Annotated in this window: 23 protein-coding genes and 1 tRNA gene; 11 read left to right on the forward strand and 13 right to left on the reverse strand. The window is 63.1% G+C overall.

Annotated features, from left to right (window positions below; genetic code table 11):
- The first annotated feature begins 289 nt into the window (after window positions 1–289).
- Window positions 290–1696 carry a 3' terminal RNA ribose 2'-O-methyltransferase Hen1 gene (locus DV027_RS13630; protein ID WP_130732542.1) on the forward strand — a complete coding sequence of 469 codons (1407 nt, stop codon included), beginning with the start codon at window positions 290–292 and terminating at the stop codon, window positions 1694–1696.
- Window positions 1693–4236: a polynucleotide kinase-phosphatase gene (locus DV027_RS13635; RefSeq protein WP_130732543.1), complete on the forward strand. Its 2544-nt coding sequence runs from the start codon at window positions 1693–1695 to the stop codon at window positions 4234–4236. Before DV027_RS13630 ends, DV027_RS13635 begins: the two co-directional genes overlap by 4 nt.
- Window positions 4237–4250: 14 nt before the next feature.
- Here DV027_RS13635 and pglX read toward each other — a convergent pair whose 3' ends face one another.
- From pglX to DV027_RS13650, 3 genes are all read right to left on the reverse strand, one after another.
- Entirely contained in the window at window positions 4251–7628 is a 3378-nt protein-coding gene (pglX, locus tag DV027_RS13640) for a BREX-1 system adenine-specific DNA-methyltransferase PglX (RefSeq protein ID WP_130732544.1), read from the reverse strand.
- Window positions 7629–7754: 126 nt separating this feature from the next.
- The gene (locus tag DV027_RS13645; protein ID WP_130732545.1) at window positions 7755–8777 is read right to left on the reverse strand and encodes a PDDEXK-like family protein; all 1023 of its coding nucleotides are present in this window, start codon (window positions 8775–8777) and stop codon (window positions 7755–7757) included.
- A 231-nt stretch (window positions 8778–9008) separates the two neighbouring features.
- A complete protein-coding gene (locus DV027_RS13650; RefSeq protein WP_242621919.1) occupies window positions 9009–9923 on the reverse strand; it encodes a helix-turn-helix transcriptional regulator in 915 nt (304 codons plus the stop codon).
- 426 nt (window positions 9924–10349) lie between these two features.
- On the opposite strand from DV027_RS13650, the gene DV027_RS13655 reads away from it, so the two are divergent.
- Together DV027_RS13655 and DV027_RS13660 are read left to right on the forward strand one after the other, a co-directional pair.
- On the forward strand, window positions 10350–11078 hold the full coding sequence (locus DV027_RS13655) for a PDDEXK-like family protein (protein ID WP_165399206.1): 729 nt from the start codon (window positions 10350–10352) through the stop codon (window positions 11076–11078).
- Between the two features lie 12 nt (window positions 11079–11090).
- Window positions 11091–11681, forward strand: coding sequence for a hypothetical protein (locus DV027_RS13660; protein WP_130732547.1), 591 nt, complete (start codon window positions 11091–11093; stop codon window positions 11679–11681).
- Between the two features lie 246 nt (window positions 11682–11927).
- On the opposite strand, the gene DV027_RS13665 is transcribed toward DV027_RS13660, so the two are convergent.
- The 7 genes from DV027_RS13665 to DV027_RS13695 form a co-directional block, all read right to left on the reverse strand.
- A tRNA-Leu gene (locus DV027_RS13665) sits at window positions 11928–12015 on the reverse strand.
- Between the two features lie 228 nt (window positions 12016–12243).
- On the reverse strand, window positions 12244–13770 hold the full coding sequence (locus DV027_RS13670) for an efflux transporter outer membrane subunit (protein WP_130732548.1): 1527 nt from the start codon (window positions 13768–13770) through the stop codon (window positions 12244–12246).
- Between the two features lie 15 nt (window positions 13771–13785).
- Complete coding sequence (locus tag DV027_RS13675) at window positions 13786–14697, reverse strand: HlyD family secretion protein (RefSeq protein WP_078525441.1); 912 nt, start codon at window positions 14695–14697, stop codon at window positions 13786–13788.
- A 27-nt stretch (window positions 14698–14724) separates the two neighbouring features.
- A complete protein-coding gene (locus DV027_RS13680) occupies window positions 14725–14919 on the reverse strand; it encodes a DUF1656 domain-containing protein (protein ID WP_010510087.1) in 195 nt (64 codons plus the stop codon).
- Between the two features lie 187 nt (window positions 14920–15106).
- Entirely contained in the window at window positions 15107–15586 is a 480-nt protein-coding gene (locus DV027_RS13685) for a MarR family winged helix-turn-helix transcriptional regulator (protein WP_130732549.1), read from the reverse strand.
- A gap of 182 nt (window positions 15587–15768) precedes the next feature.
- The gene (locus DV027_RS13690) at window positions 15769–16203 is read right to left on the reverse strand and encodes a hypothetical protein (protein WP_130732550.1); all 435 of its coding nucleotides are present in this window, start codon (window positions 16201–16203) and stop codon (window positions 15769–15771) included.
- Window positions 16204–16243: 40 nt separating this feature from the next.
- The gene (locus DV027_RS13695; protein WP_130732551.1) at window positions 16244–16504 is read right to left on the reverse strand and encodes a hypothetical protein; all 261 of its coding nucleotides are present in this window, start codon (window positions 16502–16504) and stop codon (window positions 16244–16246) included.
- A 101-nt stretch (window positions 16505–16605) separates the two neighbouring features.
- On the opposite strand from DV027_RS13695, the gene DV027_RS13700 reads away from it, so the two are divergent.
- The 5 genes from DV027_RS13700 to DV027_RS13720 are packed head-to-tail and all read left to right on the forward strand — an operon-like array spanning window position 16606 to window position 20488.
- Window positions 16606–17718, forward strand: coding sequence for an ABC transporter ATP-binding protein (locus DV027_RS13700; protein WP_130732552.1), 1113 nt, complete (start codon window positions 16606–16608; stop codon window positions 17716–17718).
- Between the two features lie 44 nt (window positions 17719–17762).
- Window positions 17763–18782 (forward strand): extracellular solute-binding protein, encoded by a 1020-nt coding sequence (locus DV027_RS13705; protein WP_242621920.1) that lies wholly within the window; start codon window positions 17763–17765, stop codon window positions 18780–18782.
- Window positions 18782–19246, forward strand: a complete 465-nt coding sequence (locus tag DV027_RS13710; protein WP_207303497.1) for a hypothetical protein — start codon at window positions 18782–18784, stop codon at window positions 19244–19246. Before DV027_RS13705 ends, DV027_RS13710 begins: the two co-directional genes overlap by 1 nt.
- A 34-nt stretch (window positions 19247–19280) precedes the next feature.
- Window positions 19281–19769 carry a YcgN family cysteine cluster protein gene (locus DV027_RS13715; protein WP_130732554.1) on the forward strand — a complete coding sequence of 163 codons (489 nt, stop codon included), beginning with the start codon at window positions 19281–19283 and terminating at the stop codon, window positions 19767–19769.
- A complete protein-coding gene (locus DV027_RS13720) occupies window positions 19769–20488 on the forward strand; it encodes a M48 family metallopeptidase (protein WP_130732555.1) in 720 nt (239 codons plus the stop codon). The genes DV027_RS13715 and DV027_RS13720 overlap by 1 nt, the downstream gene beginning before the upstream one ends.
- 56 nt (window positions 20489–20544) lie before the next feature.
- On the opposite strand, the gene DV027_RS13725 is transcribed toward DV027_RS13720, so the two are convergent.
- Together DV027_RS13725 and DV027_RS13730 are read right to left on the reverse strand one after the other, a co-directional pair.
- On the reverse strand, window positions 20545–21348 hold the full coding sequence (locus DV027_RS13725; RefSeq protein ID WP_130732556.1) for an NAD kinase: 804 nt from the start codon (window positions 21346–21348) through the stop codon (window positions 20545–20547).
- The gene (locus DV027_RS13730) at window positions 21345–22196 is read right to left on the reverse strand and encodes a carbon-nitrogen hydrolase family protein (protein ID WP_130732557.1); all 852 of its coding nucleotides are present in this window, start codon (window positions 22194–22196) and stop codon (window positions 21345–21347) included. The genes DV027_RS13725 and DV027_RS13730 overlap by 4 nt, the downstream gene beginning before the upstream one ends.
- Before the next feature lie 141 nt (window positions 22197–22337).
- Here DV027_RS13730 and DV027_RS13735 point away from each other — a divergent pair, with 141 nt between their 5' ends.
- Window positions 22338–23297, forward strand: coding sequence for a cation diffusion facilitator family transporter (locus DV027_RS13735; protein ID WP_130732558.1), 960 nt, complete (start codon window positions 22338–22340; stop codon window positions 23295–23297).
- On the opposite strand, the gene serB is transcribed toward DV027_RS13735, so the two are convergent.
- Window positions 23287–24177: a phosphoserine phosphatase SerB gene (gene serB, locus DV027_RS13740; RefSeq protein ID WP_130732559.1), complete on the reverse strand. Its 891-nt coding sequence runs from the start codon at window positions 24175–24177 to the stop codon at window positions 23287–23289. The two genes, DV027_RS13735 and serB, sit on opposite strands and share 11 nt — an antisense overlap.
- Window positions 24178–24207: 30 nt before the next feature.
- On the opposite strand from serB, the gene miaA reads away from it, so the two are divergent.
- Entirely contained in the window at window positions 24208–25212 is a 1005-nt protein-coding gene (gene miaA, locus DV027_RS13745; RefSeq protein WP_130732560.1) for a tRNA (adenosine(37)-N6)-dimethylallyltransferase MiaA, read from the forward strand.
- The last annotated feature ends 40 nt before the right edge of the window (window positions 25213–25252 follow it).

The raw sequence follows: 25252 nt of genomic DNA on the forward strand, positions 1-25252 counted from the left end.
TCAGCCGACCAGATCCTCGCCTCGGTGAAGCGCTTTTGTCACAAGACAATGAACCGAACTTCAGATTCAGGTGACTATGTTTTGCATGATGCTGTTCGGAGCAGTTTTGGGAAAGCTGTGTATTAAATACTTATAATGGGCAGGTTTTATCAGGCATATTCCTGATAAATACCTGAAACCCTTGTCCAGCAATGAAATGTTGCATTAAGTATGGCCCCATCGTGCCTGTGCGTGGGGCAAGGGCGCTACGCCGCCCTGCGCATGCGCGCGCCCGTAACTGGAGTCCGTGATGCTTCTGAGCCTTTCCACCACCCATGTGCCCGCGACGGATCTGGGTTTTCTCCTCATGAAGCATCCCGATAACGTGCATCAACTCCAACTCTCGATGGGGCGGGCGTCGCTTTTCTATCCGCAGGCGGATGAAGCGCGCTGCACGGCGGCCATCATGGTCGAGATCGACCCCATCGACCTTGTGCGCGGGCGCGGCCACGCCACGGGCCAGCAGGACAGCTACGTCAATGACCGGCCCTATGCCGCCTCGTCGCTGCTGATGACCGCCATGCGCCGCCTGCTTGGCACCGCCCTGTCCGGTCGCTCGCGCATGCGCCAGGACCTGGCTGATAGCGATATCCCGCTTGAGGTCACCATCACCCCGCTGCCGGTGCGCGGGCCTGCGGACCTCGCCGCGCGCCTGTTCACGCCGCTGGGCTACGAGGTCGAGACCACGCCCATCGTGCTCGATCCCGCCCACCCGGAATGGGGCGACAGCCCTTATGTCACCTTTACGCTCAGGGGCAGGGTGCGGCTGTCCACCCTGCTGCGGCAGCTTTTCCTGCTGGTGCCGGTGCTTGATAACAGCAAGCATTATTACGTGGGCGAGGACGAGGTGGAAAAGCTCCTGCGCGAGGGGGCGGGCTGGCTTGATGCCCACCCCGAGCGCGACCTCATCATCCGCCGTGCCCTCAAGGGGTTCCGTCCGCTCGTGGCGCGTGCGCAGGCGGAACTCAGCGCGCCCGATGATGCGCCCGCCCCGGCCGAGACCGATGGGCCTGATACGCCAGAAAGGCGGCTCGAGGCCCCCCTGCGCCTGCAGGATGCCCGCATCGCCCACGTGGTCGAGACCCTGCGCCACCTGCATGCGCATAGCGTGCTTGATTGCGGCTGTGGCGAGGGCGACCTGCTGCGCGCCCTGCTTGCCGTGCCCGATTTCAGCCGCATCGTGGGCATGGATGTCGCCCCGCATGTGCTGGCGCGCGCGGCGCAGCGGCTGCGGCTTGATGACATGCCCGAGCTTAAGCGCAGGCGCATCACCCTCATGCAGGGCGCGCTGACCTATCGTGACAGGCGCATGCAGGGGTTTGACGCGGCCTGCGTGATTGAAGTGATCGAACACATGGATGCCGAGCGCCTGCCTGCCTTCGAACAGGTGCTGTTTGGCCACGCCCGCCCCGGCATTGTCATCGTGACCACGCCCAACCGGGCGTATAATGCCCTGTTCCCCAACCTGCCCGCCCTTGCCATGCGCCACCCTGACCATCGTTTTGAATGGGATCGCGCCACCTTCAGCCGCTGGGCGCGCGATGTGGCGCAGGCTTATGGCTACACCGTGGCGTTCGAGGGCATTGGCCCGGTTGACCCCACCCATGGCACGCCCACGCAGATGGCGCTCTTTACGCAGGCAGGACACGAATCATGAAGATCGAGATACCGGAATTCGCGCTGGTCCTGCTGGTTGGCGCCTCGGGCACGGGCAAGTCGAGCTTTGCCGCGCGCCATTTCAGGCCCACGGAAGTCATTTCATCGGATGCGATGCGGGGCTGGGTCTGTGATGATGAAAGCGATCAGGCCGCAACGCCCGATGCCTTCGCCATGCTGCATGCGCTCGCCCGCACTCGGCTCAGGAACCGCCGCCTTACGGTGATTGACGCCACCAACGTACAGCCCGCCGCCCGCAAGAGCCTGATAGCACTGGCGCGTGAGGCGCATGCGCTGGTGGTGGCGATCGTGTTCGACCTGCCCGAGGCGGTGGCCGTGGCGCGTAACGCAGGCCGCGCGGGGCGCGACATCAGCGCAGGCGTGGTGAGCCGCCAGATGCGTGACCTCCATCGCGGCCTGCGCGGCATGCGCAGCGAGGGCATACGCTACACCCATGTGCTGCACACGGCGGCGGAGGTCGATGCCGTAGCCATCACCCGCACCCGCCTGTGGACCGACCGGCGTGAGGACAGGGGCCCGTTTGACATCATTGGTGACGTGCATGGCTGCGCCGATGAACTGCAGGAGCTGCTGCAAAAACTCGGCTACACCATAACCTGGCAGGGCAAGGCGGTGCAGGTCACGCCGCCTGCGGGCCGCCACGCGGTTTTTGTGGGCGATCTGGTCGATCGTGGTCCCAACACGCCCGATGTGCTGCGCATCGTGCGCGCCATGGTCGAGGCGGGCCACGCGCTGGCGGTGGTGGGCAACCATGATGACAAGCTCAAGCGCTACCTGTCGGGCAAGGCGGTCAAGCGCACCCATGGCCTGGCTGAGACCATAGAACAGCTCGAGGCCGAACCGCCCGCCTTCGTGGCCAGCCTGCGCCCGTGGCTCGACGGGCTGATCAGCCATTACGTGCTTGATGAAGGCCGGCTGGTCGTGGCCCATGCGGGCATCAGGGAGGACATGCAGGGCCGCGCCTCGGGTGCGGTGCGCGCCTTTTGCATGTATGGCGAGACCACGGGCGAGATCGACAGTTTCGGCCTGCCCGTGCGCTATGACTGGGCGGCCGACTACAGGGGGCAGGCCAAGGTGGTGTATGGCCACACCCCGGTCATGGAGGCGCAGTGGCATAACGGCACGCTGTGCATCGATACCGGCTGCTGCTTTGGCGGCAGGCTGACCGCCCTGCGCTACCCCGAGATGGAACTTGTGGCCGTGCAGGCACGCGAGACCTATGCCGAGCCGCTGCGCCCGCTTGGCGGCCCCGCCACGCCCGAGGCCCAGCCCCCCGCCACCATGCCTGACGTGGCCGATATGCTGGGCAGGCAGGCGGTCGAGACGCGCGACCTTGGCACCATCGTCATTGCGCCTGACAACGCCGCCGCCGCGCTGGAGGTCATGAGCCGCTTTGCGGTGGACCCGCGCTGGCTCATTCACCTGCCGCCCACCATGTCGCCGCCCGAGACCAGCGCCATGGAGGGCTGGCTGGAACGCCCGGAGGAGGCGCTGGCCTATTACCGCAAGAACGGCGTGGGTTCCGTGGTGGTGGAGGAAAAACACATGGGCTCGCGCGCGCTGGTGGTGCTGGCGCGCAACCCTGATGTCGCGGCCCGCCGCTTTGGCGTGAGCGACGGCGCGCGCGGCATCGTGGTCACCCGCACCGGCCGCCGCCTGTTTGATGACCCCGCCATCGAGGCCGCCGTGCTGCACCAGATGGATGCCGCCATGACCACCGCCGGCCTGTGGGATGATCTGGCAACCGACTGGGTGCTGTGGGATGTCGAGGCCATGCCGTGGAACATGAAGGCGGCAGGGCTGGTGCATGCGCAGTTCGCCCCGGTGGGGGCTGCCGCCATTGCCAGCCTGTCAGCCGCTGAGCAGGCGCTGGCGGCAGCACGCGCGCGCGGCGTGGCGGTGGATGACCTGCAGGCCGCTACTGCCGTGCGGCTGGAGGATGCCTTTCGCTACCGCGATGCCTATAACCGCTACGTCACCCCGTTCGAGGGGCTGGCCAGTGTCAGGATCGCGCCGTTCCACCTGCTGGCATCGGAGGGGCATGTGCATGCCGACCGTAACCATGCATGGCACATGCAGCACGCCCACAGGCTGGCCGAAGCAGGCGGCCCGCTGGTCATGGCCACGCGCCACCGGCTTGTTGACCTCAACGACCCCGAACAGTGCGCCGCCGCCATTGCGTGGTGGGAGGACCTGACCGGGGCAGGCGGCGAAGGGATGGTGGTCAAGCCGCTGGATTTCCTGGCACGGGGCAGGCGCGGCCTGATCCAGCCCGCCATCAAGTGCCGGGGGCGCGATTACCTGCGTATTATCTATGGCCCTGATTATGACCGTCCCGAGCATCTCGCGCGGCTGAAAAAGCGCAATCTGGGCCAGAAACGCTCCATGGCCATTCGCGAATTCGCGCTGGGGCTGGAGGCCCTGCGCCGGTTCGTGGCGCACGCACCCCTGTCGCAGGTGCACCAGTGCGTGTTTGGCGTGCTGGCCATGGAGAGCGAACCGGTGGATTCGCGCCTGTAAAAGTTCCGGGTGATTCAGTCCGGCACGCCCCTGATCGGTTTCAGCGCCCCGGCAAAAAGCCGGTAATTGCGCCTGACGCCCGCATCGAGATCAAGGGTGATCCCCTGCTGCGCCAGCGGATGGAGCACACCATCCGCCCACGCGCCCAGGGCCTTGATCCGCGCTGCTACCGCCCGGCTTTCCTTTTGCGCCCTGCTGCGCTGATGAGGCAGGCTGCCTGCATCCTTGGCCTGCCTGTGCAGCCGGGCCTGTTCGCGCGCCAGCCGTGCAATGAACTGGCGCAGGGATGCCAGCACGGTGGAGACGGTCTCCCGCTGGTAGCGGTGCATGTACACCAGCGCGTTGAAGTGCCCATCGGGGCTGGAAAACATCCAGTAAACAGGGCGCTTCCTGTAGCGTTTTACATGGTCATCGAAAAAATCACGGCTGAACCACCGGCGTAGGTCCTTGCCGAGCGCGCGTTCAATGAAGGCAAGGTTTTCGTGAAACTGCGCCACGCCAAAGCTCACGCGCAGGAATTGGCAAACGGCGGTTACGATATCATCGCCCAACCCGTCTTCCTCCAGCACGGGAATGACGTTGTCACGCACGGGGGCAAAGCGGGGGTGAGGTACGCGGGCGAAATACGCCTCAAGCCCCGCGCCCTGCCGGGCAAGGATGAGACCGGGGGCATCAAGGCTGTAGCGCCCGAACAGGCAGCCCACGGCATAATGCAGCAATTCGGCCACCGTATCCGCGCGCAGGCGGGCTTCGCCATCGGCGGCCCTGGGGCCGCCATAGCGATAGGCGGGATTGCAGGTAAGCGTGATGTCCCTGGCCGGCACATCGGGTGTCAGTTCGTCGTGCAATCCATAGGCGTTGATGAAAAGGCGGTTATTGTCTTCCTCCAGCCGGGCCATGGCATCGGTCATGCCCTGCCAGCGCGCGCGCAGCCGGGTATAGGCGCGGGCAAGCGTATCGCCCGGGCAGGCGACCGACAGCAGCGGCAGGGTAGTGAAATCCCACGATGTTTCGTGCCCGTCCCAGTCGCATTTGCCAATCTTCACGGCGGCCTGCACGATGGCCTGTATGGCCTTGGTGTCGATCTGTTCGGGCAGCGGGATGGAGGCGACGTTATTGACCTGAAAATTCAGGGTCGGGTTCAGGGCCTGCAGGAACAGGCCAGCCGTTTTTGCGCACAGGGCGCCCGTATAGAGGCTGATCTGGTCGGGCTGGGCGGGAAAGAGCGAGCAGCCAGCCATGTCAAAGATGAAACCGGGCGGCTGCTGGCGCACGCCAAAATAGGCTGACGACAGGAAAGACCAGCTGACCGAGGGGCTGAAATACCGTTGCCTTGCGCGTGGATAGGCCCGGCCCGAGGCTACGATGGCGCGGCCATCATCGTGCCAGTTCACCACGTAATCGGCATTGCCGTACCATTTGCGGAATTCGCCGCCCTTGGCATAGGGGAACCATGTGCAGCCCGACTGCCGGGCTGCGGCGGGGGAGAACGCATCCGTTTTGAGCCGGTTGCGGTCCACTTCATGCCATGCCCTGACAAAGCGTGCATTCTCGCCCGTGGTCATGCCGCATACGGCGGCGGCCGATGCCCCGATCAGCGGAAAGCGCGAAAAGCACTGCCTGAAATTCTCCGATAGCCAGTACGCAATCGGCTGGCCTGGGATCTGTTCAAAATCTTCCGCTGCAGCCTGATGGCGCCATCCACACTCCGGGTGCTGGATGGCCTCTTGCAACCGGGCTTTCTTTTCGGCTTCCGATCCGCCCTCGACAAGCCGGATGAAGGTGCCTTCGTACTGCGCATCACGGGTATTCCCGATCACGAAAGCCGTGGTGGACACCACAGCACCGCCGATGCTGTCAAACGCCCGCTCGCCCAGATGCGCCATGGACATGATCGTGGTTTCGGCCAGCAGCCGGGCGCGCAGTTTTTCGTAGGAGGCGAGGAACATCCATGACTGCATGGTGATCATGGCCATCAGCCCGTGCCGCACGGTCAGGCCCAGCGCGCGCTCCATGAACACGGCAAAAAGATCGCACCTGCTGTGGGGATGGTTGGCCCTGATGAAGGCGGCCAGTGCATCGTTCATGCCTTTTGCCCCCATATAGGGCGGATTGGCCACGGTGACGTGGTAGCGGGGGGCAAGCGCCTCGGCCATGCGCAGCACGGCCAGGGCACGGGCCAGTACATTCGTCACGCGCGGGTCCGCGCCACCATTGCATGCCGCGATGCGGTGGCGCGCGCCCGTCACGTCGCATTGAGCGGGCACGATCAGCGCCCCCAGGTTCCGGGCCTGTTCGAACTGCCCCAGCAGCGTGCGCAGGCCGGGCGTGAACAGATCGCGCCCGAGCACGACGGCGATGTCCGCCATCTCGGCTTGGTTGAAGGTGACGTTGCGCATCACCACGATAGCGGGCCGTGCCTGCAGGTGCAGGAACGGCTGCCGCCCCAGCCGTGTGGCCGCCTTCATCAACAGGGCGAAGGCCGCGAGGGCCGCCGCCTGCGCGTCGATCTCGATTCCCGTCAGGTTATGTGTCAGGATCAGGCCCGGGATTTCATGGGGGGCATGGCCTGCCTCGGCATAGATTTCATACAGCAGGTCGAAGCTGTAGGTCAGCATATGGCCCGCGCCACAGGCGGGGTCGCACAGGCGGATATCCTCGGGGCGGACAAGGGGGGGCACGTCGGTTTCAGGTGCCGAGGGCGCGATGTAATACGCCATCTTCGCCGCCAGTGCTGATTGCGGGTGGTTGCGTAGCCACAGCCGCCCCAGTGAATTTTCCACCAGGTAACGCACGATCCAGTGCGGCGTGAAAAGCTGCGTCGCTGCGGGAATATTCGCGGGCGTGATTTTGATGTTACGTTTCAGCCCGGCAAAGACCGCATCTTTTTTTGCCGAGATATAGAACTGGTACAGCCATCCGATGATCTCGACATGCTGGCAGGCGGCCTCGGTCATCACCGCGCGCAGGCGGGCGAGAAAGCCATCGGGTGCCAAAAGGCCATCAGGCATGAGGAGATCGGTGTAATCCCCGGCCCCTGCAAACAGGAAAGGCATGCGGTCGTGCCAGTCATGGCAGGCCTGGAGCACATGCAGCCGGTAGGCTTCCTCATGCCCTTCATGGGCGCAGGGGGCGGCTTCGCGCACGACATGCGGGGTGGTCAGGCCCATGACATCCATGAAGCGCAGCGCCGTAAAGCGGTTGAACCAGGTGCAGGCCGCCTGTTCGATAACCGCCTCGCGGTTGCGTTCAATGGCGGTCCTCAGCGCTGTGATTGCCCCGGAGGGAGCGCGTGCTTCCTCGGCAAGCACCCTGTCGAGCCGGGTCGTGACCTGATCGATCATCCAGATGCGTGTAGTCCGGGCAAAGCGTTTGAGTGCGTTGATATCCATCAGGCAGGCATCTTCCTGCCTGCGCGGGCCCGGACCAATAGGGTCTTTGTCATGTGATGGAGGTAGCACACCCCATCATGTTTTCGAGGCCGGTTGTGCCCATGACAGAAACGCCGCTGCTAGGCCTCATGCATGGGCGTGCGTCAGGTCGCTGCGGGCCAGATCAAGCATTGTCATCACCTCGCGCAGGAAGGCGACCGTCGCGTTGAAATCGAGAAGGCCCTTCTGGTCAAGTTTGATCCAATCAGGGCCGGTGCCAACGCATGCGGCGGCCATGGAGCGTCCATTTCCACGCCGTGCGGGGCGCTGGATGGTGATGCCCGTCTGCCTGCTGGTAGCCTCGAGTGTCTTGAGCCACCGGTCCCTGACAGATGCACAGACGGCAGGGGGATGCTTCGTGTGCCAGCAGCCCAGCCTCAGAACGAGGGATTCCTGTTCGATCTGCAGATAGGTTTCCCAGCCAGACCAGGCGCCATAATGCCACCACGCGCCCATGAAGCCGCCTCGGGGGTTGGCAACATATCCCCACCTGAGGTCGGGAAAGACGTGTTGCAAGGCCAGAAAAAAGCCTTCCCACGCCTGGCTGGGCCATTGGGCAACAGGGAGGGTGAGGAAGCTTTGCGTTTTTTCTTCACGACATTCCAGTGAAGATAAAAAATCATCAATAATGTTATTTTCCAGGCCATCTGCTGTTATTTTTCGTAAAACAGATAGAAAGTCATGCCTTAGAAACAGGCTATAGCCGGATTGTTCTGCTTTTTTGTAATTGGACTGGTTTCCCGTCTTGCAGAAGATGGGAAGAACGGCCCGCTGTGGATAATGTTCTTGCAGGACTGCATGATAACGTTTCAATTGATCGCCATGCTCGCAGGTGTCGGTCTTGTCCTCAATGAGCAGAACAAGATTCTCACCCACCTCAGCAATCACATCGATTGAATAAAACTGCTTTTTGACACGGACTGTCGTGCCTGAAACAGGCGGTTGATTGCTGTGTTGCAGCAGGGCATTGAGGAAGGTTAGGCCCGTCGCGTGCATGGCGGGGTTTTTGGCTGCATTGCTTCTGTCGGCCCAGCTTAACAACCAGCAGATAAAGGCATCCTGCGATAGTTCAGACGTGGCCCAATAGAACAGATTGGTATTGTAGGTCATGTAAATAAATACTTTTCCTGTAGATTGAATTAAAAAATAAAAACATTGATCTAATAATTTATTGCACTTATTTTCCTTAACCTGTGACCGTAAGGAAATTTTTAAATGCCTGATACGTCAAAAATGGTCGTCGTTTCATGAAAAATTGTGTTTGGGCACTTTTTCATGATGGGCCAGAGCTGCGGCAAGCCTATTGCAGAGTTCTTCCCTCAAAGATGCCGGTTCAAGGATTTATACTGCGGTTCCCCATGTAAACAGGTGATTTTCCATTTCAATAGAACTGCCAGCAATGAACTGGACAATCAGGCTGCCATCTTGTTGGGGGTGTAAAGTCTGGTTGGGATGAAAGAGAAAGCGGGCGGCGTCATTGGCTGCTGCTGGCGTAAAGCGCAGGGTAATGCGCTGCGGTTTTTCCTGAAAAACACCAAATGAACGTGCCGCAAAAGCAGAGATTGACCAGCCTGCTGGTGGCGGAACGGCCTGCCCATGTATTTCAGGAGATCTGATCTTGTCAAAACGCCAGAGGGCAGGCTGGGCCTTGCCCGTGGCAGGCCCGACCAGATAGTAAGCACGTCCGTAAAGGATGCCCCAGGGGGAGACCGTGCGGTGAGAATTGGCATTATGCCCATAAGTAAAGGTTAAATAATTGCCGCCTTTCAGGGCCGTGCGCACAATTTCCAACGTATGCGGATCAGCAAAAGGTTGAGGACCAACCTGCGTGACGTAACCTGTGGCTACGGTCAGGGCATTGATATCGGGTGCCAGTTTATGTCTGTCTGTCGGGCGCAAGGCCGCCTCGATCTTTTGGCCGAGTGCTGTCAGCAGATGGGCGCGGGCAGAACAGCCGCCCTGTTGCAGGGCGGTAGCGGCAGCATACAGTTCCGCAAGTTCATCAGATGTGGGTGCCTGCAGGAAGCGATCGAGGCCACCTGTCATACGAAAGCGCAGCTTATGCCCGTCTGAAATGGCTTCGAGTTGCGGAAAAATCTCTTCAATAGCGGCTTTCAGGCGTTCTGCCGTCCGGCGGCTGACTGTGTAGGTGGCGGCAATTTCATCAAGCGTCATGCCCTCGGCTGTTCCAGCCAATGCGCGCGCAAGCTTGATGAGCAGGGCTGCTTTTTCAAATCGCATGGTGCCGACCTTCATTATCTACGACCGTTTCTGACGTAGGTGGGCATTATTAAAGGTGAAGGAAGCCGTCAAGCAGGGAAAGGGTAGTGCGGGTTTTGTATAGGCTTATGCTGAACGGGGGCGGCCGTTGGCTGCTATGGCAGCGGCGGTGCAAGCCGGAGATGGCCTGCCTGGCTATACCGGTAGCACCGTGAGTATGTGCAACGGGAATTTCATCTACGTTTATAATGTGAGTGGCCGCCAGAAATCCTGTCTTTCAGCGCGATAAACCGTAGAATATTTATGCCATTTTCATATTATTGATATGATCAATTAATGCAAATACTTTCTGTTTTAATATGACAAGCTTACACAAATCATATGATGATACGATTTATTCAATAAGAATAATTTTTTCTATCCATTTAATCAATAATATATATGAATATAAGGAGAAATGTCTTGAATTCCGTCAATTTTGGTACAGATGCTGATATGGCACTATGCCGCCGACTGCCGACGTTGTTAGATTCCATACGGCCACTGCTTGGCGCGCATGATCCGGTTTCTTCCGTTGTGCCTGATGTGCTGCCAGACCGTATTGTAGAGCTGACCAATATGATTATGCCGCTGCATAATCAGGCATGGGCGCGTGGTGATGCGATTGATATATGGGATGTGGCAGGCCTGAAGTCTAATGAAGGCCGTAACAGCGCGGTTCTGGGGTGGCTGCTGGACCCGAAGGGCACCCATGGCTGGGGCGCGCGCCTGCTCCGTGATGTGTTGCGCTTGGCAGGGGATCGATATCCACACTGGCCCCGTCTGGACAAAGACCTGGACCATGTATCGGTCGTGACCGAGTGCTGGCCCGCAGGCAGCACAACCGAGCGCGTTGATATTGCTATTGATGGCGATGATTTCGTGCTTTTCATCGAGATCAAGATACAGGCACGCGAAGGCGAGCAGCAACTGGCCCGTTACGTGAAGGTAGCCGAGGCAAAACGACAGATTACCGGCAAACAGTACGGGCTGGTTCTCTATCTGAGCGCCATTGCGCCGGTTGATCCGCCTGAAGAAGTGGCGCTCATGACCTGGCGTGATGTGGCAGATATTCTGGCCCGTTTCCCGAAAAGCGGCTTCAATGGTGTCATTACGCAGCAGTTTGCACAGCATATCCAGAAATTTTATTGAGGAGAAAAAGAAATGAATAGTCCTGAACTGAACAAGGCCCTTGTTGAGAACCTTGCCGACCTTGAGGCGACGGCAACACGCCTCCATATGCTTGATGATGCGCTTGGTGCCGCTATTGATGCAGATACGAATAAATGGATGGCTGAGAATAACTGGTCCGGAGACACGGATGAAGATGATGGATGGGTCGCGCCGAAAGGAGAGGGGTGGTACAACCCTGACGACGATGAGCCTAATGGTGCCTTTTTTGAATGGGCAGACTTTGAAGACCAGGCCGAAGATAATTATTACGTTACGCAACTCTGCCAGCTAGGGCAGGATAAAGTTGGCATTCGCTTTGTGCAGGACCAGATCGGACGTGCGCAATGGAAAAAAATAGTGCCTGAACTGGCAGAACTGGTCAGTGGAACTGGTTTTATACTTGAGGAAAAGAAGCTGAGCTTCTTCCTGCCTGTCAAAATCGATCAGAAAATTCTGGCATCCAGTCTGGGGGATGACGACATGGAAGCCGGGCTGAAACAGTATCGGGAAGCCCTGGATCAGCTTTTAAAGGCCAGAACAGCTTTTGACAAAGTGATTGCCCGCATCAAGCAGGTTGGTTGATGTAAAGTAAGCACCCCATGCGAACCAGCGGGCACGTTGTCTTCCGCTGGTTCGCAATGAACAAGCCATAAAAGACGCAAAAGATAAGATGGGCCGTTATGATGCCGGTCAGCAAGAGGGACGTATCCCTTTTGTGATGCCCATCGCACACGGGCGTTTTTGGGGAAGCTTTTCTCAAAAGCCTGGAAGAGGGTCACTGTTTGGAAAAATGTGGTCCCTTAAAAACAATGCTATTTTATGTATCCGTGGTGCGAGCTGCGGGACTCGAACCCGCACGCCCAGTTACAGGCGCAAGATTTTAAGTCTCGTGCGTCTACCATTCCGCCAAGCTCGCATATGCCACCCTGTTTAGCATATACAGGGCACAGCACAATCATCAGCCTTGATTTTATTGAATTGAGACGCTGGCGCTCTATTCATAAATCACGGCGGCCTGAATCAGTTTATAAAGATCAGCCCATGTAATGGTATGGGGACCAGGCTGGTCAAGAAGCGTATTGTTCCCTTCAAAGGTGGTCAGCCACGCCTGCCGCGCCGCCAGGGCGGGCAGGCCGCAACCACGTTACTGCTGGAAGGCGCGCGCCAGCATGTTCTGCTTTTCAAGCGATACGGGCAGCGTGGTGTTGGTCAGCGCAATGCCCTGCCAGCCCGCGCCAAGGGCGGTGTAAAGGTTGATCGCATCCTGCAGGCGCTCCAGCCGGGCCATGGCCTCGGCATTCTGGGCGTTCAGCGTGGTGCGCTCGGTCGTCAGCACTTCCAGGAAGCCAACCAGACCCGCTGCATACAGCTTGCGGGCGCGTTCGCTGGCCAGTGAGCTGTCTTCCGCAGCCTTGGCCAGCAGTTCGGTGTGTTCCTCATCATCATGCCAGGCGGCCATCGCATCCTCGACTTCCTTGAAGCCGTTCAGCACGGATTGCCGGTAGGCCAGGCGGCTCGCCTCGGCCGCAGCCTGCGCCATGCGGATCTGCGAGGTGTATTTGCCACCATGCATCAGGGGCAGCGAGGCCATCATCAGGAACTGCCAGCTCATGCCACCCATCTGGAACACCTGGTACAGCGCCGATGCGTTGGGGTTGAAGTTCAGCGGGATGGTGAAGTTGGGGTAAAGCTGGGCCACCGCCACGCCAATACGCGCCGTGGCCTCGGCATAGGTGCGCTCGGCCTTGCGGATGTCGGGGCGGTTGGCAATGACCATGGATGGCAGGGTAGCGGGGAACTCCGGCACCGGCGGCAGCGGCTTGGCCACCTTCAGTTCCAGCTCCGACGTGCCCGGCATCTGGCCCATCAGCACGTCGATGGCATGGGTGATCTGGGAGATATGGGTCTTCAGCGGCTCGCGCGCGGCAGTCTGGGAATCCAGCTCCGCCTTGGCCTGCGCGATCTGCATGGTGTTGCCCACGCCTTCAAGGTACAGCCGGTTGGTCAGGTCATAGGCGTCCTGCGCCACATGGATGTTGTTGTTGGCGATTTCCAGCCGCAGCTGCTGGTCGCGCAGCATCATGTAGTCGCCAGCAAGCTCCGACAGCATCATGACCATGACGCCACGACGGTCCTCGATCGATTCCTCGACAGCGCGGTTCTCTGCTTCCACCCCACGGCGGATGCGGCCGAACACGTCAATCTGCCAGCTTGCGCTGAAGCCATAGCCCAGATACGCGGCCTGCGGCTGGTTGGCCGCGCCCGCAGCTGAGCCGGGGCGCAGCGGCCAGTTATCGATATTGACCGAATAGCGGACATTACCGGCCGAGGCCTGCGTATCGACCTGCGGATACCACTGCGATGCCTGCACATCGCGGATGGCGCGCTCGGCCATGATCCGCTGGCCCGCCACCTGCAGGTTGTAGTTGCCTGCAATGGCCTTGTCGATCAGCTTGTCGAGTTCAGGATCCTTGAAGAGGTGCCACCACTCCTTGAGTTCCTTGTTGGTGTCCTCGATCTCCTCGGGGGTGGCGGTATGCTCGTCCTCGGTGAACTTGGCGGGAAGTTTCATCCGGTCCGGCTGGTAGCGCGGCCCCACCGTGCAACCGGCCAGGAAGATGGCCGATGTCAGGAACAGGCCGGTCCTGCGGGTAACTGAAGTGATGTTCATGATCGTGCCCGCGCCTTACAGATGGTCTTGCAGCCATGTCGTCAGGCGGCCGCGTTGCGTGCGGGCCTGCGGGCCGACGCTGATCGTGGCCGTCATGCCGGCGGCGAGTGTCACGCTGTCGGGCACATGGTCAAGGTGGATACGGACCGGGATACGCTGCGCGAGCCGCACCCATGTGAAGATCGGGCTGACATCCTGCAGGCCGAGCCCGTCGGGGCGCCCGTTCTGGTCATTGATACCGCGCGCGATGCTGACCACGTGGCCGGGAATGATGTCCTTGTAGCCCATGAGCTTGACGCGCGCCTCGTCACCCACATGCACGCCCCACATCTTGGTTTCTTCGAAGTAGCCGTTGACCCAGTAGGAGTCGGCGTCGATCACGGCCAGCCGGGCATGCCCCTCGGTCACGTAGTCACCGATCCGCAGGTTGAGGTTGGTGATGTTGCCGTTGACAGGTGAGTACAGGATGGAGCGCTGCAGGTTCAGCTTGGCCAGGTCAAGGGCCGCGCGCGCCGCATCGACCGAGGCGATCTGGGTCGCCACGTTCGAGTTGAACACTTCCTGCTCTTCCGCCGAGACGATGCCGCCAAGGCCCATGCGGCGGCGGGCGTCGTTCTGCTTGAGCTTCAGGTCTTCCAGCGCGCCATCGAGCCGGGCCTGCGCCTCGCGGATGGCAAGGCGGAAGCGCACGGGGTCGAGCACGAACAGCGGGTCGCCGCGATGGACGTACTGGTTGTCCACCACCGGCAGCTGCACCACCGTGCCCGATACTTCCGGCGCCACGTCAACGACATAGACACGGACGCGGCCGTCACGCGTCCAGGGGGCAATCATGTAGGTGTCCCATAAAGTGATGCCCATGACGACGGCCATCGTCACGACCGCCAGGGTCAGGACCACACGGATCAGGGTGCGCAGGAGAGGCATGGGGATTCTCGAACCTTCTTGGGACAGTCAGATGTACAGGATCATCAGGCACAGGACGCAAGTGTATAGCGCGACCTCGAACAGGGCGAGATGCCAGAACCATTTCATTATGCCGCACCACCAAAGCAGCGAGCGCAACAGCATGGTGACAGGCAGGGCAGCGACGGCATAGACGACAATCGGTGCCATAAAGACACCGAAAAGGTTGAATTCGCTCAGCATCAGGCGGTTCTCATTCCGAACGGTCCCGTTGAAGGATAAGCAGGCAGCGACACCCGGTGACAGACTCCGCGCCGCTGTGCCGCTATCTGTAGCCGACACGGCGGCGGGAAGAAACCGTCAATGGCGCCACAATGCAGGGACACGCCCCCGGCATGGGGTGGAAAAAGGGGGGGAAAGGGCAGGGGCATCACCGCATTGCCACCGTCTGGGGGGGCTGGGCGGGTTTTTTGCACAGGTTGGCTTCGATCCGCTCGAAAACCGAATAGCAGGCCAGCAGCTCCGGCGTGGAAATGCCATGCAGCAGGCGGCTTGAAACCGCTTCCACCGCATGGCGCACCTGGCGGGCCGTGCGTTCGCCCTTTTCCGTCAGGCTGACGAGTTTCGAGCGTTTATCTTCATGGTCGGGGGAACGGAACACAAGGTCGCGGCGTTCCAGTACATCGAGAAGGCGGGCGACGGATGGGGCTTCGATTTCAAGCACGCGCACGAGGTCTGTCTGGCGCACGGGCGGCGGCAGCAGGCCAAGGTACAGGACGGGCCGCCATGTGGCTTCGGTCAGGCCATATTCGCGCAGGTCATGATCGACCTGCCGACGCCACGCGGCGCCAAGCCGCGCGAGGCGGCGACCGAATGACAGCTCCTTCTTGTTGCGCTCCAGATCGGGCATCGGGTTCCGCCAGCGGGGACATACAGGTATTAAGCATGCAAACCATTTGCGTGCTTAGTATGTCCGGAAGCTGCACGTTTCCAGAAAACGCCAAAGTGAGCCAATGCAATTTCAGCATGGATACTATCTGGCAATGACGTGGATCATTGCCAGACAGGTCGGGTGCGGCGGTCTGCCGGTATTTATCTGCCGCGACCGGACAGGCTGCGCAGCAGCCCCCATACCGCCCGGAAGGTGTGGCGGGTGAGTGGTCCCGCCACCGTGGTGGCCACGGCGGACAGGGCCACGGTCTGCCGCAGTTCGTTCAGGGCGTGTTCGCGTGCGAATCGGACGCGGATTTCCTCTGGCGTCATGTAGGAGCGGCGGCCCATCACCAGGCCCATGAGCACCACCAGCACATCGGCTGCGAAGACCATGCCTGCCGCGCCAAGGGCGCTGAAGCCCAGGGTCTGGTAACAGAAGGCCCACAGCAGCCCATGGCCCGAAATGACGGCAAAGAAGGCAAATATCGCCGCCACAACCAGGAACGCGGCCTGACGACCAAGACGGATCGCCATCAGTTTACGTAGGGTCAGCTCCCCCTCAATGATGGTTTTACCGATTTCGCCTATTCTCATGATGCTCGCATGTCCTCTGGTTACGGCAGGCTAGAATGCCTTATTTCGTTGCGCGGCCAAGAAAATAGCCGATCACCGAGAAAATGGCGATAGCCACAAGCGAACGAGCGCGTGAGCCGCCTTTTTTGGGGGCATGTTCTTCAAGGCTTTCACGGGCGTGGCCCGCCAGTTTCTCGGCCTTGCCCGCTACGTCATGCAGCGCCTGTTTGCCATGCGTGTGCAGCAGGGTTTCAATGTGGCTTTTCAGGGCCTGCAGGTCTTCGTGGGTCACGTTCTTGATGGTGTCCGTGGTCTTGCTCATTGTCGTTTCCTTTTTAGGACGGGTGAAGCGGATAATCCTCTGGCAAGGAGGTAACCATTGCTTATAACGCTTTATCCCCCCAGTCAGGTTTCTGTTATCGCATGTCTCCTTTCTCCTCACGGCTGGTTGCAAGCGCGCTGGCCGCCTCTCCCGGCGCGCCGGGCCTGTCCTTTTCGGCACAGGCCGGGGCGTGCCTGGCCATTGTCAATGAGCAGGCGGCGTGCCTGAGCACGGTTGCCGACCTGCTTGCGGGCCATGTGCCGGCAGGGGCCGGGCAGCTCATGGTCGATGGCGTGGATGTCACGGCCCTTGCGCCCGAGGCACGCCCATGCACGCTGGTTGGCTGGCGTGACCCGCTGTTCATGCACATGAACGTGCAGGCCAACCTGGCCTTCGGGCTGCGGGCGCGGGGCATGGAGTCGCAGGCGGTGATGGCGCGGGTGCGCGGCGTGCTGGCCCTGCTGGGGCTTGACGGGCTGGAGCAGGCCCGCCCGGCAACGCTGCCCCCCGAGCAGGCGCTGCGCGTCATGCTGGGCCGCGCCCTTGTGTTCGAGCCGCCCGTGCTGGTGCTTGAAGATGTCTTTGCCCCGCTGCCTGCCGCCAGTCGCCGCGCCATGCGCCGCCTGGTAGGCCGCCTTGTGCACGCGCGGGGGCTGTGCGTGGTGCTGCTGACCCGCGCGCGTGAGGATGCCCTGCTGCTTGGCGATACGATTGCCTGCATGCACGGCATGGACGTGCTGCAGGTCGGCACGGCGCGCGACCTGTTCGAGCGCCCCGCCTGCGACCGCGTGGCCACCGAATTTGGCGATGCCAATGCCCTGACCGTGCGCGTGGCCAGCGTGGAGGATGACGTGGCGCTGGCCCACCTGCCCGGCGGCCTGCCGGTCGAGGCCATGGCCATGCCCGGTGTCGTGGCGGACCAGCTGGCCACATTGTGCATCCGTCCCGACCGGGTGGCGGTGATGTTTCCCTCCCGTCCCGGCATGGCGGCGGCCGACCCCGACGAGCCGCCCCTGCTCACGGCGACGTTGACCGACCTGCGCCAGATGGGTGACCACGTGCTGCTGCGCCTGCGGCTGGAAAATGGGGTGGAACTGCTCGTGCGCCGCCCCCCCACCGCCGCCCTGCAGCGCGTGGCGCCGGGGCAGGCGGCGGTGCTGGCGTGGCAGCCCGCGCAGGCAATGGCCTTTCCGTTCCGGGGTGAAATGGAGTAGCGTCCGCCATCTTCCGCCCCCGCCCGAAAGGCTGTTTCCCACCCGTGTTCCAGATTGTGTCCCGCCGTTCCCTTAGCGCCATCCTGCCCGGCCTGCTCGTGGCCCTGACCGCCCTGCCCGTGCCGGTGGCTGGCGTGCAGGCGGCAGCGCGCACCCGGCACAGCCCCGCGCTGGTGGTGGCCAGCACGGAGCCGCAGCTGGGCCCGGCGCAGGATGCCGCGTTTTTCCAGCCCTTTACGCGGGCCACGGGGCAGCCTGTTACGCGCCGGGCGTGGACGGGCGCGCTGTCGGACCTCGAGCCCCAGGGCGGGGGTGCCAGCGCCTGGTCGCTCGCCTTTGCCGAGGACAGCACCATCCGCGCCGCCTGCATGCAGGGCCTTGTGGTGCATCTGGCAGGCAGCGCCACCAACCCCGATGGCTGCGGCGCGCCGGGGCTGGCAACACAGCTCGTGGTGGCATGGGACCAGACATGGCGTGACAGCGCGCCGCGATGGAATGATTTCTGGGACATCGTGCGCTTTCCGGGCAAGCGTGGCCTGCGGCGCGACCCGCGCACCACGCTCGAGATCGCGCTGCTGGCTGATGGCGTGCCGCCCGCCCAGGTTTATGGCGAGCTTTCCACGCCGCAGGGCGTTGACCGCGCCTTTCGCAAGCTCAGCCAGCTACGTCCTTATATAACGTGGTGGTCTACCCCGGCCGAGGCCGCAAGCCTCCTGTCACGCAAGCAGGTGCTCATGGGCAGCGCGCCGCGTGAGGCCGTGGACAGCATCGCCACGCATGACGGGCAGGTGAGGATTGGCGTCAATGCCGACATGGCGCTGTCCTATGACCTGTCATGGGCGGTGGTGGCGGGCCAGTCCGCCGAGCGGCTGGGTCGGTCGCGCGACCTGCTGCATTTCATCGTGCAGCCGGACCGGCAGGGTGCTTTCGTGGCGGCCATGCCCGCAGGGCCGTCCGGCTCGGGCCATCCGGCGGCCCTGCTGCCCATGGATGTGCAGTTCTGGCAGGTGAATTACGCGCCCCTGTCCCGGCGGTTCGCATTATGGCTGCGCAAGGCGGGCTGATGCTGCCCCCCCTTTCCACCCATCCGCTCGGCACGCTGGTGGCCGATGGCTGCGGCACCGCGCTGGGGCTTGTGATGGCCTGCATGCTGGTGCTGGGCGCGCAGGCCCTGCTGCACCGGGCCTGGCCCGCGCGGTGCGTGCTACTGCGCGGGCTCATGCTCGCTCTCATGCTGCCGGGGCTGGCGCTGGCATTGCTTTGGCCGGGCCTTGCGGGGCACGGTGGCGGCATGGGGAGCGTGGCGCAGGGGGCGCTCGTGGCCCCTGCGGCCCTGTGGCCGCTGCTGCGCGTGCTTGATGCCGTGCCGCCCGGCCTGTCGCGCACGGCGCGCGGGCTTGGCGCGGGGAGGCTGGCGCTGCTGCGGCTGGTGTGGCGGCCCCTGCTGGCGGGTCCGGTAGCAGGGGTGGGCGCGTTCTGCGCGGTGATGACCGTGCTGTGCGCCATGGCGGCAGTGGCATTGCAATGAAAACTGTAAACAGGCGATATGGCAGGACGACATCATGACTGATGAGACCCCCCCTTTCTGGGAGACGACGCCGCTTGCGCAGATGACCCGCGCGCAGTGGGAATCGTTGTGCGATGGCTGCGGGCGGTGCTGCCTGCACAAGCTGCGCGAGGACGAGACGGATGAGGTGCTGTTTACCGATGTCGCCTGCCGCCTGCTCGATACCAGGACCTGCCTGTGCACCGATTACGCCCACCGCCACCGCCGCGTGCAGGACTGCATCAGCCTGACGGCGGAGATGCTGGCCGATATCGACTGGCTGCCGCCTACCTGCGGTTACGTGCTGGTGCGCGATGGCGAGCCGCTGCCCTGGTGGCACCCGCTGGTGTCCGGCACGCACGAGACGGTGCATGAGGCGGGCATATCGGTCAGTGGCCGGGTCATCAGCGAGCGTAAGGCGGGCCTGCTGGAAGACCACATCATCGACTGGCCCGGCGAGGCCCCGAAGGATGCATTCTGCCGCACCCGCCCGCGCGGGCGCTGATGGCGCAGGGCGCGGGGCAGGATAACGGGCTCGAGCTCGTGCCCATCGCATCGGGGTCGGTGCCGGTGCGGTGGCGGGTCTCCGCGCGGGCGCGGCGGATTTCCATGCGCATCGACCCCGTGGCGGGGCATGTGGTCATGACCCTGCCGCGCGCGGCCCGCAGGGCGGATGGGCTGGCCCTGCTCCGCGCCCATTCAGGCTGGGTCGCGGCCGGTCTTGCACGCCTGCCGCCTGCTGCCGAACTGCGCCATGGCGGGCATGTGCTGCTTGATGGCCAGAGCCGCGAGATCGTGCACTGCCCCGAGGCCCGGCGCGGCGTGTGGCTGGAAGAAGGCCTGCTGCATGTGAGTGGCGCGGCCGAGTTCATCTCCCGGCGTGTCATGGCCTATCTGCGCGCGCAGGCGCAGGTGCTGCTGCCCGCGCGCCTGCGCCTTCAGGCCGAGGCCAGCGGCCTGCGCCCCACCCAGCTCAGGCTGCGCGATACGAAAAGCCGCTGGGGCAGCTGCTCATCCGATGGCAGCATCATGCTGTGCTGGCGGCTGGTCATGGCCCCGCAGGAGGTACAGCATTACATCATCGCCCACGAACTCGCCCATCTGCGGCACATGAATCACGGGCCGGATTTCTGGCTGCTGGTTGATCAGCTTACTCCCCACCGCCGCCAGGCCGAGAAATGGCTGCGGGCCAATGGGGCGAGCCTGCACCGGCTGGCAGGCTGAAAGGAAAAAAGTAAAAGTTGCTGGGGACCGCCTTTTTTCAAAAAGGCGGTGTTCTTTCAAGCTGTAAACTGTTCGGCGATGATCCGTTCCGACAGGCTCTGCCCGGGGTCGAACAGCACGGTGGTGTGCAGTTCGCGCGCCTCGCTGATCTCGACGGAGATCACATCGCGCACCTCGGTAAAATCCGCCACGGCGGCGACGGGGCGCTTGTCGGTTTCCAGAATGTCAAAGCGCACCCGCGCGGTGGAGGGCAGCAGCGCGCCACGCCACCGGCGCGGGCGGAACGCGCTGATGGGCGTGAGCGGCAGAAGGTTGGCCGAGAGCGGCACGATCGGCCCGTGCGCCGAGAGGTTGTAGGCGGTCGAGCCTGCGGGGGTTGAAATCAGCACGCCATCGCAGATCAGTTCGGGCAGGCGCACGCGCCCGTCCACCCCGATGCGGATCTTGGCCGCCTGCCGTGTCTGGCGGAACAGGAACACGTCATTGAGGGCGAGGGCATGCACGCACTGGCCATCCATGGTGGTGGCCTTCATGCGCAGCGGGTGCAGGATGGCCACCTGGGCCGCGGCCAGGCGGGCGGGCAGGTCATCAGGCACGGCGGGGTTCATCAGGAAGCCCACCGTGCCGCAGTTGATGCCATAAACCGGCAGTGTGCGCCCAAGGGTGGTGTGCAGCGTTTCCAGCATGAAGCCATCGCCGCCGAGGCAGATCAGCGCCTCCGCCTCTTCGGGCGGGCATTGGCCGTACTGGTCCACAAGCCGCTCGTGCCATACCTGCGCGCTCTCGTTGGGAGCGGCGGCGAAGCACAGTTTTGTGGGGATGTACCCATCGGCCCAGCCGGGGTACGACATATCGGTCATGGAGTGTGGATGGACAGGCGGTGATGCGCCATGACCGGCATGCGCGCGCGCGTGCTGTCAATCACGCCACGCTCGATGCGCGCTGTGCTCCAGCCCGGCCCGTCCGAGACCTGGGCCACGATGGTGCCCCACGGGTCGATGATCATGGAATGGCCATAGGTGCGGCGCGGCTGGCCGGAGGCATCGGTGTGGGTGCCGGTGGTGCCGCAGGCCACCATCCAGCACTGGGTCTCGATGGCGCGGGCGCGCAGCAGTGTTTCCCAATGGGCCAGCCCGGTCTCGACGGTAAAGGCGGCGGGCACCAGCAGCACGTTGGTGCCGCGCGCGCGCAGCGCATGGAACAGGGCGGGAAAGCGGATGTCATAGCAGATGGCCAGCCCGGCGGTGAGGTCGGGTGAGATCGGGGCGGTCACGATGTCGGAGCCGGGCGCGTAGGTATCGCTCTCGCGGTAGCCCTCGCCGCCGGGGGTGGTCACGTCAAACAGGTGGATCTTGCGATAGCGCGCGACCTCGTGGCCCTGCGGGTTGAACAGGAGGGATGTGTTGAACAGCTTCTCCCCATGCCGTTCGCCAATCGAGCCACCATGCACGCTCACGCCATGCGCGCGCGCAAGACCTGACAGGAAGCGGTACAGAGGCCCGGCCTCGCCCGTGCCATCGGGGGCGGGCAGCACCTCGGCTGCGGCGAATTTCATGTCGCGCGTGCCGCCAAGGCAGCTCCACATCTCGGGCAGCACCACGAGGTCGGGCTTGTCGGCGGTGATGGCGGCGGTGATGAGGGCGCGTGCGGTATCGATATTTTCGGGCGCGGAGGCGCCAGGCGCCATCTGGATGACGGTGGTGCGCATCTGGGCTGGTACTCCGTAGGCAGTGCCGCGTGACCATAGGACAGGCGGCCCGCCCCTAGCAACCGGCACGCAGGGCTGCCGCACTGTTAAAAGGGGGCGGGGCGCGATAGAATGGCCTTCTGGTTCAATATTGAAAAATCAATGGCACATTCCTCATCTTCCCGAACGGTCATCTTCGCGGCCCTTGGCGGCAACCTGCTGGTGGCGGCCACCAAATTTGGCGCGGCTTTCCTGACCGGCAGCGCCTCCATGCTCAGCGAGGCCATCCATTCCCTGATCGATACCGGCAACCAGGGCCTGCTGCTCGTGGGCATGAAGCGCGCGACCCGCCCGGCCACGGCCACGCACCCGTTCGGCTACGGGCTGGAGCTGTATTTCTGGACCTTCGTGGTGGCGCTGCTCATCTTCGGGCTGGGCGCCGGGGTGTCACTGTATGAGGGGATCATCCACATCATCCACCCGCAGCCGGTGGCGCATGTGCTGGTCAATTACGCCGTGCTGGTGGCGAGCATCGTGTTTGAAGGCTCGGTGTGGCTGATGGCGCTGCGGGCCTTCCGCAAGGAGGGCAAGGGCCGGCGCGGCTGGGTGGAAGCCGTGCAGATGAGCAAGGACCCCACCGTGTTTACCGTATTGTTCGAGGATACGGCGGCGCTGAGCGGGCTGTTCGTGGCGCTTCTGGGCAATGTGCTGGCCGAGTGGCTGGACATGCCGGTGCTTGATGGCGTGGCGTCGATCATCATCGCCTTCATCCTTGCGGTCACGGCGACCTTCCTCGCGCGCGAATCCCAGTCGCTGCTGACGGGCGAGGGCGTTGCGCCGGAAGTGCTGCGCGCGCTGCGCACCATGGCGCTGGAGGCGGACGGCGTGGAGCGGCTGAACGAGATCCGCTCCATGCATTTTGGCCCGCGCGACGTGCTGGTGGTGATCAGCCTCGATTTTCGCAATGACATGACGGCGGGGCAGGTCGAGATCGTGGTCAGCACGCTCGAGCGCCAGATCAAGCAGGCCTACCCCGAGGTCACGCGCGTGTTCATCGAGGCGCAGGACAGCCGTGGCCAGCCTGCCGCCACCGCCGCCCGCGGCACGGCCGTCACCCCATGACGAATTCCGCCGCCCGGTAGCCCTGCGCGAACAGAAGGCTGCGCAGCGTGGTGGCGTTGACCTGGTTGCTGATCTCGCGCCGCACGGCGGGCTTGGCATGGAAGGCGATGCCCAGCCCCGCAACCCGCAGCATGGCAAGGTCGTTCGCGCCATCGCCCGTGGCCAGCGCATCCGCCTCGCTCACGCCCTGGGTGGCGGCAAGACGCCGCAGGTGCGCAAGCTTGGCATCCGGGCCCAGAATGGGCTGGCCCACCTCGCCGGTCAGGCTGTCGCCTGCGGCAAGCAGGGTATTGGCATGGTTTTCATCAAAGCCGCACAGACCGGCCACCCGGCTGGTAAAGAACGTGAACCCGCCAGACACCAGCGCCGTGCGCGCGCCACCCGCCCGCATGGTGCGCACCAGTTCGACTGCGCCCGTGTTGAGCCTGACGTCCTTCCACGCTTTTTCCAGCAAGGTCACGGGCAGGCCGCGCAGCAGGGCCACGCGCTCGCGCAGGGCGGCTTCGAATTCGATCTCGCCATTCATGGAGCGGCGCGTGATTTCGGCAATCTTCTCGCCAATGCCGGCATGGGCCGCGATGTCGTCCAGCGTTTCGCAACTGACAATGGTGCTGTCCATGTCAGCCACCAGCACGCGCTTGCGGCGGCCGCCAGCGGGCGTTACCAGCACGTCGATATGGCCCTTGGCAAAAACGGCGCGCAGGGCTGCGATATCAGGGGTGGTGCAGGCCATCTCGACCGCTTCCCCTTCCGACAGGGTCACGGGGGCGGCAGCGCCGGCAAGGTCGCGCGCGGCTTCGATATCGACCGCCGTGAGCGATGTGGCCTCGCGGTTGGCCACCAGTACAAGGGTATGGGCGTGGGAAGGGGAATCAGCCATGGGGTCCGGGTCAGTGAAAGGGATGAAACAATGACACGCCCCCCTTCAGGGCAGGCGCGCGTGGCGCTAATCGTGGCGGGTCCGACCTGTTCGGGCAAGTCCGCACTCGCGCTGGCGCTTGCCCGCGAGGTGGGGGGCACCATCATCAACGCCGATTCGATGCAGGTCTACCGCGACCTGCGCATTCTCACCGCCCGCCCCACCGTGGCGGAGGAAGCCTGCGTGCCCCATGCGCTGTATGGCGTGCTGCCCGCAGCATGCAATGGCTCGGTGGCGTGGTGGCGCGAACAGGCGCTGGCGGCGGCGGAGAACGCGTGGAATGCCGGGCGCATGCCGATATTCTGTGGCGGCACGGGCATGTATTTCCGCGCCCTGACCGATGGGCTGGTGGATATTCCCCAGCCGCCGCCCGCCATCCGCGAACACGCGCGCGCCCTGCTGGCCGAACTGGGCGCCCCCGCCCTGCATGCCCGCCTGCTGCAGCTTGACCCCGAAACCGCCGCCACCCTGCGCCCCAATGATGGCCAGCGCCTTGCCCGCGCGTGGGAGGTACATGCCGCCACGGGCCATGGCATGGCATGGTGGCGGAGCAAAGCCGTGCTGCCCGGGCTTGACGCCCGCTTCATTGCCATAAGGCTGCACCCCGCGCGTGACGGGCTGCGCGCGGCCATTGCCCGGCGCTTTCATGCCATGCTTGGGCAGGGCGCCATGGCGGAGGTGGAAGCCCTGCTGGCGCAGGGCCTGCCGCCTGACCTGCCCGCCATGCGGGCCCATGGCGTGCCCGAACTTGCCGCCGTACTGCGCGGCGAGATGACGCGGGCGGATGCGGCGGCGCGCGCCATCCAGTTGACCGGGCAATATACGAAGCGGCAGGCCACATGGTTTGCCCATCATGCGTGTGCTGCCCCGGCGGACACGTTTTTATATGAAAAACGGTTTGAAAAAGACGAAGCTGCGCAACAAATGGAAAGGGTAGGCGATAAAATCATTTCTTTTGTTATTAAACGCATTGACGCGGGCCAAGGCTTTCCGTAAACCCGGCCCGGGATTTCGCCTGTAATGGGCTGGCCGGATT

It is taken from the genome of Komagataeibacter xylinus, from assembly GCF_004302915.1.
Taxonomy (GTDB): domain Bacteria; phylum Pseudomonadota; class Alphaproteobacteria; order Acetobacterales; family Acetobacteraceae; genus Komagataeibacter; species Komagataeibacter xylinus_C.